Genomic DNA, 15,590 nt, shown 5'->3' with positions numbered 1-15,590 from the left:
ATATCGGGCGGTGCAAGGCTGCAATTTCTTCACTCGTCGGTCGGGGATCGACGCAGGACGGCTTCAGCCTTTTTCATGCGGAACTTCGGCACCTGCCTCGGGTTACTTTGGCAGCGCCGCACCTGCCGGCCGCATTCTTCGAAGAGACGGTCCATTGCCGGCGCAGCCCTGCGGCGCCGCAGCCTCGCGCATGACCTGTCGCTCAGATCGGGCGAGCCCCTTGGAGATCCGTATGCGAGCTCTTGTCTGGCACGGCACGACCGACATCCGCTGCGACACCGTCCCCGATCCCGAGATCGAGGACGCCGGCGATGCGATTGTGAAGGTCACGACCTGCGCCATCTGCGGCTCGGACCTGCATCTCTATGACCATTTCATGCCGGGCATGCACAAGGGCTTCATCGTCGGCCACGAATTCATGGGCGAGGTCGTCGACACCGGCAAGGGCGTGAGCAAACTGAAGAAGGGCGATCGGGTCGTCGTGCCTTTCACCATTGCCTGCGGGCGATGCGACCAGTGCCGACGCGGCAATTTCTCGCTCTGCGAAGTCTCCAATCGCAACAAGGATCTGCAAGCCAAGCTGTTCGGGCACCACACCGGCGGCTTCTTCGGCTATACCGAGCTCACCGGCGGCTATGCGGGCGGGCAGGCCGAATATGTCCGTGTTCCCTTCGCCGACACGACCCATGTGAAGGTGCCCGACGGCATCCCCGACGAGAAGGTGCTCTTCCTCGGCGATATCTTTCCGACCGGCTGGCAAGCCGTCGTGCAATGCGACATCGAGCCGACCGATACGGTGGCGATCTGGGGCTGCGGGCCGGTCGGCCAGATGGCGATCCGCTCCGCTATCCTGCTCGGCGCCCGGCAGGTCATCGCCATCGACCGCGTTCCCGAGCGCCTCGACATGGCCCGGGCCGGCGGCGCCACCACGATCAATTTTGCCATGGAGAGCGTCATCGAGCGGCTTAACGAGCTGACCGGCGGGAAGGGTCCGGAGAAATGCATCGATTGCGTCGGACTGGAGGCGCATGTCACCGGCCATCTCGATTCCATGGTGGACCGCGCCAAGCAGGCCTTGATGCTGGAAACAGACCGGCCGCATGTCCTGCGTGAGATGATCTATGTCTGCCGGCCGGGGGGAACGCTTTCCATCCCCGGCGTCTATGGCGGCCTCCTGGACAAGATCCCCTTCGGCGCCTCGATGAACAAGGGGCTGACCTGGCGCATGGGGCAAACCCACGTGAACCGCTGGACCGGCGACCTCCTGCGGCGCATCGAGGACGGTGAGATCGACCCCTCTTTCGTGATCACCCATACCGAGCCGTTGGAGAAGGGCCCGGAAATGTATCGGACATTCCGCGACAAGGAGGACGGCTGCGTGAAGGTCGTTCTCAAACCTTGAGGTCGAAGCCATGCGACACGAAACGGAGGCAAGCCGCCGCCCCGGCCATCCCGACACGGCCTTCGATACCCTGGCCCGCGGGCTCGGATGGTTTTCGCTTGCGCTGGGGGCCGCCGAAATGCTCGCCCCTCGGCACCTGACGCGCAGTCTCGGACAGAGCGGCTATGAGCCGGTGGCCGTCACCTATGGCGCGCGCGAGATCGCGACCGGGCTCGGCATTCTGCTGTCAAAGGACCCGACGCCATGGGTCTGGGGGCGCGTGGCGGGCGATGCCCTCGACATCGCCACTCTTGGGGCGGGTCTTGGTGGCCGCCGGTCCAAGAGCGAGGCGATCCTCGGCGCGCTCGTCGCCGTGATCGGCGTCACGGCGCTCGACCTCTATTGCGCGCGGGGCCTCAGTCGCCAGAGCAGGAGGCCGCTGCCACCCGCCAGAGACTACAGCGATCGGAGCGGCTTTCCGCGCGGTCCACGCGCCATGCGCGGCCGTGCTCGGGAGGCCGAAACGCCGCGCGACATGCGCGCGCCGGAGGCACTGCGTCCCTACACGACGGGCAAGCGGTAGGATTTCCGCGCGCTGCAAATTTGCGCCGGTCACCGGCGTATCAGAGGCCCCTCGGGGCGTTTCCTCCCTAGACTTGCCGCCCTCGGCTCTACGACCGGGGGCGGTCTTCTTTGTCGGGCCGCGGGCCCCAACCAGGAACGTCTCAGATGAAGCACAGCGATCATCGGGAGCCAGAACCTCGACGTCCTGACACGGTTATCTGCCACTGCGTGAAACCCGCCACCGTCAATCTGCCGTGAGGGCCCGGGATTTCGGCGCCTGCCTTAAGGGCGAGCGGCCCAGTCGCCTCGCGACGACGCTTTCGACCCTTTGTGCCTATCCCTCAAAGCGACTCGTGGCGTCACGGTCGCGCTCGTATCGTCTCGTGAGCGGAAACGGCGGCAACCAGGACTCGCGACGGACGATCCAGCTTTCGTAGGTCGGCATCAGTTGGTCAGGGGCATCCAGGGATCCCAAATTCACTTCAATTTCGTCTGCGGTGCGCGCGAAAACAGACGAACCGCAGCGGGGACAGAAGAATCGCCCGGCGTAGTCGCGTGTTTCACCATCAATAGTCACCGCATCCTGAGGGAACACCGCGGACGCGTGGAAAAGCGCCCCATGATGCTTGCGGCAGTCGAGACAGTGACAAAGGCCGACCCGGTATGGGAGGCACGACGCCACAAATCGGACGTTTCCGCACAAGCAGCCGCCCGCAAATCGGTCCATGCTGCATCTCCTCCACATTGAGCGGTCGGAATTCTTACAACGAACCCCGTCGAGCATCCAAGAAGGATGGGCCAGCCTTCTTCCGGCGGTCGACGAACAGGCTTTATCGTCCGGATCCGTCTTGATGCGCTTGACAGCGAGGGGGACCCCCAGTAATCACGCCCCACCGCAGTGAGCCGCGCACCGGCTCGCCTCGGGGGTGTAGCTCAGTTGGTTAGAGCGCCGGCCTGTCACGCCGGAGGTCGCGGGTTCGAGCCCCGTCACTCCCGCCACTATTCAATGACTTAAGCTCACATCGCCGAATTCCATGGCCCGCGCCCCGGCTGCCGTCATGATGCTTTTGATCGGCTTTTGTTCGCTTTTTGCGACCGCCCCAGGACTCCCTCGTCAACCTGGCGGACCGTGGACGTCGCCCTTAAGGTGATTGCCAGACGCGCGTGCATCCCCGCCGCAGGCGGGCTGTTCATCAAATGCCGCGGCGATGCTACGTCTCAGATCCGAAATCGAGAACGGCTTGGGGACGACCGGTCGGTTCGCCAGATCGGCCGGCAGAGCCGCAGCGCCATAGCCGGTGCTGAAGACGAAAGGAATCCCACGCTCCGAAAGCAGTCGGGCGAGCGGAAACACCTGCTCCCCGTTCACATTGACGTCCAACACGGCAAGGTGGAACTGCCCTTTTTCCACAGCATCGAAACCCTTGGACAACCGCGCGACGGAGGCAGCGACCTCACAGCCGAGTTCTTCAAGCATGTCTTCGAGCAAGAGAGCGACAGCCGCTTCATCCTCGACCAGCAGAACCCGCAGTCCAGAAAAATCAGGCATGCGCCGCAACCGAAGCAAGCGGCAACGTCATCCGCGCGTAAACGCCGGCCGGCGCGAACTGGAAGTCGAGCTCACCGTCCAGATCCCCTTCGACGCACCGCTCGATGAGCCGCATGCCAAAGCTGCGGCGGCGCGGCGGAACGACCTCTGGTCCGCCTCGCTCCAGCCATTCGATTTCGAGCTCCCGCGCGGCCGGCTTCTCGCGCAGGCACCATGAGATGGACACGCGGCCGTTTGCGCCGGACAGTGCACCGTATTTCGAAGCGTTGGTCGCAAGCTCATTCATCGCCATTGTCAAGCTGAGTGCCGCCTGTGGGCTCAGGTCGATCACCGGTCCGGAAATCTCCACGCGCCCCTCACCATCGCCAAACGGCGAGATGATCTCCTGAATGAGCCCGTCGAGCGCGACACCCGTCCAATAGCGCCTGGTCAGAAGATCATGCGCCTTGGCGAGCGCGAGGAGCCTTGCTTCGAAGCTTTCCGTGAACTCACCGACGGTCGAAACATGACGCGCAGTCTGTCCCGCCAAGGACTGCACGGTCGTGAGCGTGTTCTTGACGCGATGATTGAGCTCGCCAATGAGCGCTTTTTGGCGCGCTTCCGCCTCCTTTTGGCTCGTGATGTCGATGAGCATGTTGATTGCGCCGATGACGGCTCCATCCGCGTCGCGCAGCGGCGTCGGATAAGCGATAAAGGGCACCATCGTGCCGTCGGGCCGCTCCGCAATGGCTTCGCCCCCGCGAATTGGCCTGCCCTCGTTCAGCGCGATTGCCATCGGACATTCATCGTGGCGCATCGGTGTTCCATCCGGCCAATGCAAGCGCCAGGTCACGCACCAATGGTCGGTGCCCAGCTGCGGCTCGCGCCCGGCAAAATCGATGCAGGCCTGGTTGTAGAATGTGACTCTGCCGGCCGAGTCGGTCTTATAGATCGCCGCCGGCAGAGCCTCCAGCAGCTCTCGCATCTGTTGTTCGCTTGCCCGCAGCTGGTCCTGCATGCGCTTGCGCTCGGTCACGTCCTGCATGACGCGGACCCCATATCGAAAACGGCCCTGCTCGTCCCGAACGGACGAGCTCGACACGTCGAGATAGGCAATCGAGCCGTCTGGCCTCAGCGCGCGCTTGCGGAGTTCGTAATTCGGCAGCTCGCCGGTCACTTGTCGCGCGTAAAGCCCGGCATCCTCGTCCCTGTCGTTCGGATGGCTGATGTCCATAAACCGCGTGTTCAGGAGTTCTTCGCGCGACCGGTTGAGGATTCTGCAGAGTGCGTCGTTGACGCGAATATAGCGTCCCGATTCGTCTGTTTCGGCAATGCCGACCGTGGCCGCCTCGTAAGTCGCGGTGAGGCGCTCCTGGCTTTCCCGCAGCGCCACCTCCGCTTCATAGAGCTCCGTCACATTGGTGGTGAAACAGCGGGTGTTGACGAACAGCCCGTCATCGAAGCGGCCGTTGGAGGTGATCAGCACAGACTTGATCGAACCGTCCTTGGCACGCAGCCGAGCCGGATATTGATTGAGCCTTTCGCCGCAGGACAGCCGCTGGAGAATGTCGCCGATGACCGGGGAATCGGCATGGAATTCCGCTATGTGGCGGCCGACATATTCCTCGGCCGTATAGCCGAGCATGTCGAGCTCGGCCTTGTTCGCCCGAAGTATGATGCCATCCCCGCTGACGATATGCAGCCCAACCGCACTGTTTTCGAAAAAGTCCTCCAGATCCTGGTTCTTCCGGACGAGTTCGGCCTCCATCGCCTTCAGAGCAGAGACATCCTGGAAGCAGTTGATGGCGCCCTGGATCTGGCCTTTGTGGTTCCGCAAAGCACGTATGTTGACGAGAGCCATGAAGCGGGAACCGTCGAGCCTCTCCATGATCACTTCGGCATTGCGGGTGGGTGTGCCCTCACGCACGGCCGCTGCCATTGGACAATCGTGATGGGCCAGTGGGGTCCCGTCGATCGTGTAAAGGCGATGCGAGCCGCAGAAGCGCTCCGGGGTCGTCTCGAGGTCAGGTTGCCGTCCCCACAGTTGGACGGCTTCGCTGTTGTAGCGCACGAGCCAGCCCTCGCTATCACACAGGTAAACGGCACCCGGAAATGCATCGAGGGCGCTCGGAGCTGCCGCAATCAGAGCTTCGTATTCGGTGAGTTGGCGAGACGAAGCAGGGAATTGCTCGACATTGGACATGAGTCCTACTCCAGATCGACCTCGCCACCCGTCACTCCGGCCGGCTCACCCTGATACTATCACGCAACCATTGGAAAATCCGTATCTCGACGGTACCCGGGCCTGGGCAAAACGGCCATGGGAGATGACCAGAGCTGGCGTGATGGCTAAAGCAATCACTGCATTCACGATGGTCAGGCGGCCGCCGGTGGAACCTCAGATCCCGATCACCGGAGCCGCCGTTGGTCGCGGGTTCGCGCTCGTCACTCCTGCAACTGTCTCAGTGCCTTAGTTGAAATAATGCGTGATAGCGGCGCATGGCCACCATGCTTCAGCACTCCACCCGACTTGGTCTTAGCGGTTGCAATGCGTGCCCGAGTAGGGCTCTCTCTGCTTGCGATGGGCGACGCCGGAGTTCGTTGCACGACGCGCTGCGCTGCTGTCCAAGCGACGGGAGCGCCTCACGCCGCACCAAGGAGATCGACGTATGACCAGGCTTCTTCAATCCAAGAAAAGCTCTGCCCTCGCCGCCATAGCGCTGATGACGATCGCACTCGCCGGCTGCCAGGCAATCGAAAAGATGGAACGTGAAGGTTATCAGCGGTCCTGCGACAATCTCGGCATCGCGCGTGGCACGCCGACTTATGATCAATGCATGTTGCAGCAGCAGGCTCTCGACGAAGAAAGCTCGCAACGGATGCTGGACAGAAATGCAGAGCGCGAAGCATCGCGCAGATATCGGGCCTACTGACCGTCTGTGATCCGATGAGCTCGAGCAGCCGCGGCGCGTGATCGTGACCGATGACGCGCCTCGACGGCCATTCCGCATTCGCAGGCATCGATCCGGGGTTCGCTTGTTCGGGGACGCTTGAGGATGTCCGGCCCGTGGGCAGCCTTATGACCTCCTCCGGCGTGGCCACCGACGGATTGCAGCGAACCGGTCGTTCCCCCTTCATAAGGTCGATGGACATCGCCGTTCGGCCGAGGCGGTTCGGCGCCGCCGACGCGGTGCGGGTTGCATTTACTTCAGGTTGCATTCAGATATATATTCACGCAATGGCATTCCCCCTCGCCTGACCTTCTGAGCGCCTCGGCAAACCGTTCTTCCCCTTCTGAAACGCAGTGTTCGACGAACTGGAACGCCGCGGGAACCGAGCCACAACTCGGGCGTTAACCTGCGCAATCGACGACAGGCGCGACACGCAGGAGAACGCGGATGCCCAAGAGCGAGAAAACATCTACCCGAGGTTTCGCTTCCATGGACCAGGCCAAACAACGCGCTATCGCGTCGAAAGGTGGCCAGAGCGTACCGAACGAGAAGCGCAGCTTCTCCCAGAACCGCGAACTGGCGGCGCAAGCCGGCCGCAAGGGCGGTCGCAGCGTGCCGGACGAGAAGCGTAGCTTCTCCCAAAACCCGGATCTCGCGGCGCAAGCAGGCCGCAAGGGCGGTCAGGCATCGCACAGCGATCGCTAGCCCCACCTGTGGGGAGGATATGATGGGTAACGACAAGACAGACGGACGGCATAGTTCCGGCACCGACAAGTCGACCGAGCAGAAGCTGGACGATAGCATCGAGGATAGTTTTCCCGCGAGCGATCCTCCTAGTGTCACGCGCGCCCCGCCGGACAAGTCCGAAACCAAGACACCGCCACCGGGCACCGCCGATCGCAAGACGCCCGAGCCGACAGGCCGCGGCGACTGACCACCCACCTCGAACCGCAGTGATCGGACACGCGATCATCTGCGGTCGAGGTACCAGCTCACGCGAAATCATGATGCGCACTACCCCTAATGTGTCAGATTCATCCCGAATGTCGCGATGACGCCATGCAGTTGCCCCTATTTTTCCCCTATTCGTGCCATATGAACCATCTATCAGGCAGCCTGTGAGGGTCAGGATGCTTGTCCCGAATGCCCCTTTTCTTCTCACCGCGTGTGTTCTTTCACACAGAGACGAAGAGCAAATCGCGCTCTTCTCAGGGCGATCTCGTTCTTCCAGGACCGAATGGAGTTCAATATGAAAAGCGCCACCCTTCTCGCAGCAGTCGCGGCCTCGGCGGTCATGGCCACTGCAGGACTTGGCTCCGTGGCTCTTGCAGCCGACCTACCCTCCCGGACGGCCGCCCCAATGGCCCCGGTCGAGCCGATCGTTCCGGTCTTCACCTGGACCGGCTTCTATGTCGGTGTGAACGCCGGTTATGGCTGGAACACCAACGACAGCAACGGCGAGGCATTCGTGCCCGGCGTGGGCTACATCGGCTCCAGCGACAGTGACGGCGGTTTCGTCGGCGGCGGCCAGATCGGCTATAATTACCAGTTCGGTCAGTTCGTGGCCGGCGTGGAAGCCGACATCCAATATGCCGACCTGAACTCCGACAATAACAACGGTTATTATTACAGCGGCGCCGGCGGCTATTACGGCTCCAATTCCAATGGCGTCGAATGGTTCGGCACCGTGCGTGCCCGCCTCGGCTTCGCCATTGACCGCGCCCTGATCTATGCCACGGGCGGCTTCGCCTACGGCGGAGGCGGCGGCAGCAACGGCGGCTACTACAACGGCTACTATTTCGACAACAGCGACGATATACGGACCGGCTGGACGCTCGGCGGCGGTCTCGAATATGCCTTCACCGACAATCTGACCGCCCGCGTCGAGGGCCTTTACGTGAACCTCGGCAAGAGCGGCAACAACGGTTACGTCTACGATACGGCTTATGCCGCCGGCGACCGCAAGGACACCGAGTTCGGTGTGGTTCGCGCCGGCCTGAACTATAAGTTCTCGAGCTTCTGAGCCGCGCGCATTGAGAAAGGGCCTGCGTCATTCGTGACGCAGGCCCTTTTCGTTTGAGCTTTGATGGCCGACGCTGCCTATTGGGCGGGCGGAACAGCATCCGGAAGGATCGACATCGGCTGCTGACCGTCAATGTCCTGTCCCACCACATCGGCGGTCGTGTCATAGGGATCGTAGACGGGTCCGCCGGCGGCCTGCACATCATCCTGTCGCAAATTATCGAAGCAACCGGTGCAGATGCCGCGCATGGCCCGCTTCGCCTCCCGATCGCGCCTCTCGGCCTTCTCGTCCAGCGCCTTGAGCGCCGCGTCGGCTTCGTCGCGGAAGGCTTTGAGATCCGGCGAATCGCCAGTCGGCGGGCTCGCGTCGGGTGAGGTGTTGGCTTGAGCAGTCGTCGATGGCTGGGACAAGGGCGCCGCGACACCCGATGCCATGGAAACCCCGATCACCAGCCCGGCGGCGATGGGCACTGCGATCACATTCCGGAAGCGTCTCGACATGGGATGACCTCGTGAACCGCAGATGACGCGCCTGAAGGTGAGACTGACATGGGAAGCTTAATTTTCGGCGAAGCGCCCCCCCGGCCGCCCCAGAAAAGTGATACGCGTCATGGTCTGCCCTGGTAATCGCAAAGAATGGCGGGCTGATGGCGCGCTGTGCACTCCATTCTCTTCCCGCCTTCTGCCGCGCCTCTCGTTGCCGTCGCGATCTGGCTCGGTAGCGTAGCACCAGCTGAACGAAACCTTGGCCGTCCCGCGCGGTTCTAACTTCACAGATACTGCGGGAGCTTGCGATGACCGGTTCGATTTGGCGACGCTACAGCTGACTTTGGGCTTCTTTCTCATTTCCCTCGGGGCACTGGCTGTTCGGCTGGTTCGCCTATGTCAACGAGCAGCAGGCTCACGATCAGCCGCTTCTCACCAGCGAGTACCTCGTGGAAATGATGCGCGACACGCTCGAGAATTGGCAGTCGGAATTTCTCCAGCTGCTGTGGCAGGTCGGCGGGCTCGCTTTCCTGCTCTATGTCGGCTCGCCACAATCGAAGGAGGGCGACGACCGCATGGAGGCCAAACTCGATATTCTCTTGCGCCGCGTGGACCCGGAAAATGCCGAGAAGCTGATCAAGGAGCTCGACGAGGCCTATTCCGGTCGGCACACCGACGCCCGCTTTGCGCATCTGCCGCCGCAACATCACCGGGGTTAGCCTCACCGGCGAAGGCGCGATGAGGTAAGTCGATCAGTCGCGGAGTTCGGTGAGATCCCGAAAGAGGTCGAGCGCCTCCGGATTGGCGAGCGCCTCCTTGTTCTTGACCTCGCGCCCATGCACCATGTCGCGCACGGCGAGCTCGGTGATCTTGCCGGATTTGGTGCGCGGGATATCGGCGACCGCAACGATCTTAGCCGGTACGTGGCGGGGGCTCGCACCGGTGCGAATGGTGGTGCGGATGCGTGTCCTCAGGGCATCGTCGAGCACGACGCCCGGCGCAAGCCGCACGAAGAGAACGATCCGCACATCCCCATCCCAGTCCTGACCGATGGCGATCGCCTCCAGCACCTCCGGGATCCGCTCTACCTGGGCGTAGATCTCGGCCGTGCCGATGCGCACGCCTCCGGGGTTGAGGGTTGCGTCCGAACGGCCATGAATGATGAGCCCACCGTGCTCCGTCCATTCGGCAAAGTCGCCGTGACACCATATGCCGGGAAAACGCTCGAAATAGGCAGCGCGATACCGGCTTCCGTCCGGGTCGTTCCAGAAGGCGATCGGCATGGACGGGAAGGCTTTGGTGCAGACGAGCTCGCCCTTTCCGCGCGGCAAGGGTTCGCCGCTGTCGTCCCAGACATCGACGGCGAGCCCGAGGCCCGGCGCCTGGATCTCCCCTTTCCAGACGGGCGATGTCGGATCGCCGAGCACGAAGCAGGACACGATATCGGTGCCGCCGGAGATGGAGGCGAGTTGCACATCCGGCGAGATCGACTGGTAGACATAGTCGAAGCTCTCCGGAGAGAGCGGCGAGCCGGTCGAGGTGACGACCCTGAGGCTCGAAAGATCATGCGTTTCGCGCGGCCTGAGCCCGGCCTTGTGGCAGCTGTCGATATATTTCGCGGAGGTGCCGAACAGCGTCACGCGCTCGGCTTCGGCATAGTCGAACAGGATCTCCGGCACAGGATGCAACGGCGAACCATCGAAGAGGACGAGGGTCGCCTCGCTCGCCAGCGCAGTGACCAGCCAATTCCACATCATCCAGCCGCAGGTGGTGAAGTAGAAGACCCGGTCTCCGGCGCGGATGTCGCAATGCAGCCGGTGCTCCTTCAGATGCTGCAGAAGCGTGCCGCCCGTGCCGTGGACGATGCATTTGGGAATGCCGGTCGTGCCCGAGGAAAACAGAATGTAGAGCGGGTGATTGAACGGCAGCCGCGCGTAGCGGACAGGCGCGGGCGCAAAGGCTGCGATCGCCTCCGGCAGCGTGATGGCGTGCGGAATGGTTTTTGCGATCGCCTCGGCTTCGCCCAGATAGGGCACGACCGCGACGGCCCGCACGCTCGGCAAACGCCCGGCGATCTCCTCGAGCTTGTCGGCGACCTCGATGCGTTTGCCGGCATACCAATAGCCGTCGATAGAAATGAGCACGGTCGGCTCGATCTGCCCGAAGCGGTCGAGAACGCCCTGCACGCCGAAATCCGGCGAACAGGAGGACCAGGTGGCGCCCACTGCCGCGGTGGCGAGCATCGCGGCCACCGTCTCCGGCCGGTTGGGCATCATCGCCGCCACCCGGTGCCCCGGGCCGACGCCATGGCTTTCGAGCCACTGCTGAAGGCGCGAGACGAGCGCATTGAGGTCGGCCCAGGACAGCCTCGCCTCGTCCTTGTCCTCGCCACGGAAGACGATGGCAGTGCCATCGTCCTGGCGGCGGAGCAGATTCTCGGCGAAATTCAGCTTGGCATCGGGAAAGAATTGAGCGCCGGGCATGGCATCATCGGCGAGCACGGCACCTGGGCGCTCCCCCACCACGCCACAGAAATCCCAGATGGCCGACCAGAAGGCCTCCCGGTCCTCGATGGAAAAAGCGTGCAGATCGCCGTAGGACGCGAACTGGCGCCCCGCTCTCTCTCCCAGAAATCGCTTGAAGGCCGTGAGATTGGCGCGCTCGACGCGCTTCGCATCCGGGATCCAAAGAGGTTCGACAGCCGACATCGTGAGCTCCATGCAGCAAGAAAATGTCACAGCGCTCGCGGCTCGTCCATAAAGCGCCACCATTGAGGCGCAAGGAATTTCAATACAAAGGAGAGATCGCTATATTGCCCGCGTTTGCGCAGCCGCTGGGAGCTGGACCCGTTCGTCAGCACGATTTCGCCCGACCGGTATCGGGCCTGGCGATTCGCTCTCCCGTCGCCGCGGTCGGCGTCGCACCATGCCGTGAGTCATGACCAGACGCACTCTTCTCATTCTGACGTCTGCATGCCTTCTCTTGGCCCTCGCAGCAGTGACCCCCTGGCAACTGCCGCGCTTGAAGCTGGCGGAACAGCTCGCACGACAGGTTCAGCGCCAGACAGGGCTCTCGCTCGTCAGCGACGGATCGGCAACCATTACCCTTCTGCCGGTGCCGCGAATCACCCTCGGCCATATCGCCTTGCATGCAGCCGAGGGCGCGCGCGTGCTCGAAGCGGAGCAAGTGCGTGCGGAACTCGAGCTGTGGCCCTTGATACTCGGCAGACGGGTTGTCATCGCGAATGCCACGGTCGTGGCTCCGGTGTTTCACATCGCGCCCGTTGCGGTGGCCGACCTCTGGTCCGGCCTGTTGCAGCGGATCGATCGACTCTCGCAGGATCGTGCGCCACATATCGGCCAGATCACCATTATTCACGGAACGCTGCGCGACGGTCGGAACGCCGAGATCGCCGATGATGTCGACCTGGTCGCCAAATGGCCGACCGAGGATGCCGATTTCAATCTGGCCGGTCGGGCGCGCTGGCACGGCGAACTGGTCGAGATCCGGCTGCTCAATATCTCCCCGCTCGATCTCGTTGCCGGCAAGCCCTCCCCAGCCGGATTCTCCCTGAGCTCACCACTCTTCTCGGTCTCGCTGCTCGGCACGCTCTCCGGCACCGACGAACCGCGGATCGAAGGGCGCATCAGTCTGAAGACGCCGTCGCTGTCCGACGCGATGCGGTGGCTCGGCCGTCATCTGCCGCTCGCCGCGCTCGCCGGCCCCCTGGCCATCGACGGCCAGGGCGACCTCTCCCTGCGCGGCGGCTCCATCCCTGAAGCGACGCTCAAGATCGGCGACAACACGCTCGACGGGGCTCTCATGCTGCGCATCGACAACGGCCGTCCCTCCCTCTCGGGAACGGTCGCAGCCGATACGCTCGACCTCGACCGCTTCCTGGAGCCGCTCACGCCGACCCGCTCGCCGGGTGGCGACTGGAGCGGCGAGCAGTTCGAGAGCTTTCCCGCCGCCGGCGATCTCGACATCCGCCTCTCGGCCACGACGGCCAATCTCGGAACGCTGGCCTTCGACAATGTCGCCGGGGGCGTCATGATGAAGGCAGGGCGGCTCGAGATCTCCGTGGGACGCGCGGCGCTGGCCAAGGGCTCGCTCAAGGGCAGGCTCGTCGTCACGCCATCGCAGAGCCAAGGCTTCGACGCCAAGCTCCTTGGCAGCTTCGAGAAGATCGATGCGGGAAGCATTCTTCCACAGGCGATCGGCGTCTACCGCATCGGGGGGACGGCCCAGGGGCAGATCGCCTTCGACGCAAGTGGCAGGTCCTTCGCCGAGCTTGCCGCCAGCATGACGGGCAAGGCCTCCTTCAGCCTCCGTCAGGGCGAAGTGTCCGGGCTCGACCTCACCGACGTCGCGCGCCGCGTACAGCAGCGGCCGCTGTCGACGGCTCTCGATTGGCGGGGCGGACGCACCTATTTCGACCAGATGAACGTGGCCCTGGCGATTACCAACGGCGTCGGCGAACTCGTCGAAGGCACCATGACGGCAGCCACCTTGCGCGGCAGTTTTGCTGGCGAGGTGAATTTCAGGGAACGCCAACTGAACTTGCGGGGCATGGTGACGGCTCCCGCCACCGCCGTGCCGGCCAAGGGCTTTCCGCTCGAAATCACCGGTAGCTGGGACAGCCCCCAAGTGGCGCCCGATATCCACGCGCTCATCGAGCGGTCGAAGGTGACTGCACCGCTCTTTCTTGCACCGGACGCTCGCGGCCATACGCGCGCGGCGGACCGCATCGAGCCGCAGCCGGCCCAATAGTCTATGGGATCAGGGCCGGCGCGCGCGAGCGCAGATCGGTCCTCGCCTTCGTCACCAATGACGCAGCAATCACGAGCAGCGTCACGCCGGCGAGCAGAAGTGCGCATAACGCGTTGATCTCTGGGGAAAGGCCCCGCCGTGCCTTGTTGAAGATCGCGATCGGCAAGGTCTCGGTCCCCGGACCCGTCACGAAGCTCGCCACGACGACATCGTCGAGCGACAAGGTGAGCGCGAGCAGGAAGCCGGCGGCTACGGAGGGCGCGATGAGCGGCAGCGTCACGCGGAAGAAGGTGCGCAGCGGCGGCGAACCGAGATCGAGCGCTGCCTCCTCAAGGCTTCGGTCGAAGGCGACGAGCCGCGCCTGGACGACCACCGCAACGAAGCTCAGCGTGAAGCTCGTATGGGCAAGCGTCACCGTCCAGAAGCCCCGCGAGACGTCGAGCGCAACGAAGAGCAGAAGCAGCGACAGGCCGGTGATCACCTCCGGCATGACGAGCGGCGCATAGATCATCCCGGTGAAGAGCGCCTTTCCCCGAAACCGGCCGTAGCGGACGAGCGCCACCGCCGCGAGCGTGCCGAGAATGGTGGCGAGGAAGGCCGACGCGAAGGCGACGCCGAGCGATGTCCACAGCGCATCGCGCAGCTGCTCGTCCTGCCAGACCTCCCCATACCAGCGCAGGGAAAACCCGCCCCACACGGCCACGAGGCGCGAGTCGTTGAAGGAATAGACGACGAGGATGACGAGCGGCACATAGAGAAAGGCAAAGCCGAAGGTAAGCGCGGTCGCATCCATGAGGGTGAAGCGACGGCTCATCGGGCAGCCTCCAGGCGCCGCGTCTCGATGGCGCGATAGAGCATCACCGGCCCGACGATGACGATGAGGAGAACGACGGCGACCGCCGAGGCGAGCGGCCAGTCGCGATTCTTGAAGAATTCATCCGAGAGCGTCTTGCCGATCATCAGGGTTTCCGCCGAGCCGAGGAGCTCCGGGATCACATATTCGCCGACGATCGGGATGAAGCTGAGGAGCGCCCCGGCGGCAATGCCCGGCAAGGCGAGCGGCACGGTGATCCGCCGGAAGGCGCGCCACGGCCGTGATCCGAGATCGGCGGCCGCTTCGAGCAAGGTCCAGTCCATCTTGTCCAGCGTCGCGTAAAGCGGCAGGACCATGAAGGGCAGATAGCAATAGACGAGCCCGATGAGGACGGCCGCATTGGTGTTGAGAAGCCCGAGCGGCTGATCGATCAGGCCGGCCCAGAGAAGGACCGTATCGAGTATCCCCTCCGGCCTGAGAATCCCGATCCAGGCGTAGACCCGGATGAGAAAACTCGTCCAGAACGGCAGCATGACGAGCATGACGAGCAGAGGACGCCAGCCCGCGGCGGCTTTGGCGATGGCATAGGCGATCGGAAAGCCGATCGCGACGAGGATCGCCGTCGCCATGGCAGCCATGCGCAAGGACGACAGTACCGCGTCGGCATAGAAGAGATCCTCGACGAGCAGCGCGAAATTGTCGGTGGTAAGGCCCGCGACGAAGGACGCCAGGCCCGAAAGTCCCTCGCTGAGCGAGAGCACCGGACTATAGGGTGGCATGGTGCTCGTCGCCTGGGACAGCGCGAGCTTGAGGACGACGGCGAAGGGCACGAGAAAGAAGACGATGAGCCAGCCATAGGGCAAAGCAGGCACGAGCAGGCGCAAACCGCGCCGCAGCGCAGCCGAGTGTCGCTGTTTCCTCGCTTCCGTCATCAAACGGTCGAATCCCCTGAACGATTGTGGTTGCAAAGCGTAAAGCCAATGACGGCCGGCGTGGAGGTGCTTTTGCGCCAATTGCAGCCGAGATGGCCCTGCTACCGCAGGGAAAGGCACCGCCTGCCATTGACAGCCCCCC

Annotated in this window: 15 protein-coding genes and 1 tRNA gene; 9 read left to right on the top strand and 7 right to left on the bottom strand. The window is 63.5% G+C overall.

The genetic code is table 11. The annotated features are described in order from the left end of the window. Positions 1-232: 232 nt before the first annotated feature. Both ACFQU1_RS17130 and ACFQU1_RS17125 read left to right on the top strand, forming a co-directional pair. The gene (locus ACFQU1_RS17130; RefSeq protein WP_378134797.1) at positions 233-1,402 is read left to right on the top strand and encodes a zinc-dependent alcohol dehydrogenase; all 1,170 of its coding nucleotides are present in this window, start codon (positions 233-235) and stop codon (positions 1,400-1,402) included. Positions 1,403-1,412: 10 nt separating this feature from the next. Further along, on the top strand, positions 1,413-1,964 hold the full coding sequence (locus tag ACFQU1_RS17125) for a cyclase dehydrase (protein WP_378134795.1): 552 nt from the start codon (positions 1,413-1,415) through the stop codon (positions 1,962-1,964). A gap of 315 nt (positions 1,965-2,279) precedes the next feature. On the opposite strand, the gene ACFQU1_RS17120 is transcribed toward ACFQU1_RS17125, so the two are convergent. Next, the gene (locus ACFQU1_RS17120; protein ID WP_378134793.1) at positions 2,280-2,672 is read right to left on the bottom strand and encodes a GFA family protein; all 393 of its coding nucleotides are present in this window, start codon (positions 2,670-2,672) and stop codon (positions 2,280-2,282) included. Positions 2,673-2,867: 195 nt separating this feature from the next. Here ACFQU1_RS17120 and ACFQU1_RS17115 point away from each other — a divergent pair. Continuing rightward, positions 2,868-2,944, top strand: a tRNA-Asp gene (locus ACFQU1_RS17115). 115 nt (positions 2,945-3,059) lie between these two features. On the opposite strand, the gene ACFQU1_RS17110 is transcribed toward ACFQU1_RS17115, so the two are convergent. Then, on the bottom strand, positions 3,060-3,494 hold the full coding sequence (locus ACFQU1_RS17110; RefSeq protein WP_378134791.1) for a response regulator: 435 nt from the start codon (positions 3,492-3,494) through the stop codon (positions 3,060-3,062). Next, positions 3,487-5,676 carry a PAS domain S-box protein gene (locus tag ACFQU1_RS17105; RefSeq protein WP_378134789.1) on the bottom strand — a complete coding sequence of 730 codons (2,190 nt, stop codon included), beginning with the start codon at positions 5,674-5,676 and terminating at the stop codon, positions 3,487-3,489. Before ACFQU1_RS17105 ends, ACFQU1_RS17110 begins: the two co-directional genes overlap by 8 nt. A gap of 466 nt (positions 5,677-6,142) precedes the next feature. On the opposite strand from ACFQU1_RS17105, the gene ACFQU1_RS17100 reads away from it, so the two are divergent. From ACFQU1_RS17100 to ACFQU1_RS17085, 4 genes are all read left to right on the top strand, one after another. After that, positions 6,143-6,406, top strand: coding sequence for a hypothetical protein (locus tag ACFQU1_RS17100; protein WP_378134787.1), 264 nt, complete (start codon positions 6,143-6,145; stop codon positions 6,404-6,406). A gap of 465 nt (positions 6,407-6,871) precedes the next feature. Then, positions 6,872-7,129, top strand: coding sequence for a general stress protein (locus ACFQU1_RS17095; RefSeq protein WP_378134785.1), 258 nt, complete (start codon positions 6,872-6,874; stop codon positions 7,127-7,129). A gap of 22 nt (positions 7,130-7,151) precedes the next feature. Next, positions 7,152-7,358 (top strand): hypothetical protein, encoded by a 207-nt coding sequence (locus tag ACFQU1_RS17090; protein ID WP_378134783.1) that lies wholly within the window; start codon positions 7,152-7,154, stop codon positions 7,356-7,358. Between the two features lie 315 nt (positions 7,359-7,673). Further along, positions 7,674-8,447, top strand: coding sequence for an outer membrane protein (locus ACFQU1_RS17085; RefSeq protein WP_378134781.1), 774 nt, complete (start codon positions 7,674-7,676; stop codon positions 8,445-8,447). 77 nt (positions 8,448-8,524) lie between these two features. On the opposite strand, the gene ACFQU1_RS17080 is transcribed toward ACFQU1_RS17085, so the two are convergent. Next, positions 8,525-8,947, bottom strand: coding sequence for a hypothetical protein (locus ACFQU1_RS17080; RefSeq protein ID WP_378134779.1), 423 nt, complete (start codon positions 8,945-8,947; stop codon positions 8,525-8,527). A gap of 362 nt (positions 8,948-9,309) precedes the next feature. Here ACFQU1_RS17080 and ACFQU1_RS17075 point away from each other — a divergent pair, with 362 nt between their 5' ends. Further along, the gene (locus ACFQU1_RS17075; protein ID WP_378134982.1) at positions 9,310-9,651 is read left to right on the top strand and encodes a DUF6766 family protein; all 342 of its coding nucleotides are present in this window, start codon (positions 9,310-9,312) and stop codon (positions 9,649-9,651) included. Between the two features lie 33 nt (positions 9,652-9,684). On the opposite strand, the gene ACFQU1_RS17070 is transcribed toward ACFQU1_RS17075, so the two are convergent. Next, the gene (locus tag ACFQU1_RS17070) at positions 9,685-11,640 is read right to left on the bottom strand and encodes an acetoacetate--CoA ligase (RefSeq protein WP_378134777.1); all 1,956 of its coding nucleotides are present in this window, start codon (positions 11,638-11,640) and stop codon (positions 9,685-9,687) included. Between the two features lie 229 nt (positions 11,641-11,869). On the opposite strand from ACFQU1_RS17070, the gene ACFQU1_RS17065 reads away from it, so the two are divergent. Then, positions 11,870-13,702: an AsmA family protein gene (locus tag ACFQU1_RS17065; RefSeq protein ID WP_378134775.1), complete on the top strand. Its 1,833-nt coding sequence runs from the start codon at positions 11,870-11,872 to the stop codon at positions 13,700-13,702. 1 nt (position 13,703) lies between these two features. Here ACFQU1_RS17065 and ACFQU1_RS17060 read toward each other — a convergent pair whose 3' ends face one another. Continuing rightward, a complete protein-coding gene (locus tag ACFQU1_RS17060) occupies positions 13,704-14,516 on the bottom strand; it encodes an ABC transporter permease (RefSeq protein WP_378134772.1) in 813 nt (270 codons plus the stop codon). Further along, a complete protein-coding gene (locus ACFQU1_RS17055) occupies positions 14,513-15,448 on the bottom strand; it encodes an ABC transporter permease subunit (RefSeq protein WP_378134770.1) in 936 nt (311 codons plus the stop codon). The genes ACFQU1_RS17060 and ACFQU1_RS17055 overlap by 4 nt, the downstream gene beginning before the upstream one ends. Positions 15,449-15,590: the final 142 nt, after the last annotated feature.

This window comes from Chelatococcus sp. GCM10030263, assembly GCF_042666455.1.
GTDB lineage: Bacteria > Pseudomonadota > Alphaproteobacteria > Rhizobiales > Beijerinckiaceae > Chelatococcus.
This window is presented reverse-complemented; position numbering and strand designations above follow the sequence as displayed.

Excerpts from the sequence above, each read along its gene's own strand:
- ACFQU1_RS17130 (WP_378134797.1), top strand. The coding sequence starts at position 233 with ATGCGAGCTCTTGTCTGGCACGGCACGACCGACATCCGCTGCGACACC.
- ACFQU1_RS17125 (WP_378134795.1), top strand. The coding sequence starts at position 1,413 with ATGCGACACGAAACGGAGGCAAGCCGCCGCCCCGGCCATCCCGACACG.
- ACFQU1_RS17120 (WP_378134793.1), bottom strand. The coding sequence starts at position 2,672 with ATGGACCGATTTGCGGGCGGCTGCTTGTGCGGAAACGTCCGATTTGTG.
- ACFQU1_RS17110 (WP_378134791.1), bottom strand. The coding sequence starts at position 3,494 with ATGCCTGATTTTTCTGGACTGCGGGTTCTGCTGGTCGAGGATGAAGCG.
- ACFQU1_RS17105 (WP_378134789.1), bottom strand. The coding sequence starts at position 5,676 with ATGTCCAATGTCGAGCAATTCCCTGCTTCGTCTCGCCAACTCACCGAA.
- ACFQU1_RS17100 (WP_378134787.1), top strand. The coding sequence starts at position 6,143 with ATGACCAGGCTTCTTCAATCCAAGAAAAGCTCTGCCCTCGCCGCCATA.
- ACFQU1_RS17095 (WP_378134785.1), top strand. The coding sequence starts at position 6,872 with ATGCCCAAGAGCGAGAAAACATCTACCCGAGGTTTCGCTTCCATGGAC.
- ACFQU1_RS17090 (WP_378134783.1), top strand. The coding sequence starts at position 7,152 with ATGGGTAACGACAAGACAGACGGACGGCATAGTTCCGGCACCGACAAG.
- ACFQU1_RS17085 (WP_378134781.1), top strand. The coding sequence starts at position 7,674 with ATGAAAAGCGCCACCCTTCTCGCAGCAGTCGCGGCCTCGGCGGTCATG.
- ACFQU1_RS17080 (WP_378134779.1), bottom strand. The coding sequence starts at position 8,947 with ATGTCGAGACGCTTCCGGAATGTGATCGCAGTGCCCATCGCCGCCGGG.
- ACFQU1_RS17070 (WP_378134777.1), bottom strand. The coding sequence starts at position 11,640 with ATGTCGGCTGTCGAACCTCTTTGGATCCCGGATGCGAAGCGCGTCGAG.
- ACFQU1_RS17065 (WP_378134775.1), top strand. The coding sequence starts at position 11,870 with ATGACCAGACGCACTCTTCTCATTCTGACGTCTGCATGCCTTCTCTTG.
- ACFQU1_RS17060 (WP_378134772.1), bottom strand. The coding sequence starts at position 14,516 with ATGAGCCGTCGCTTCACCCTCATGGATGCGACCGCGCTTACCTTCGGC.
- ACFQU1_RS17055 (WP_378134770.1), bottom strand. The coding sequence starts at position 15,448 with ATGACGGAAGCGAGGAAACAGCGACACTCGGCTGCGCTGCGGCGCGGT.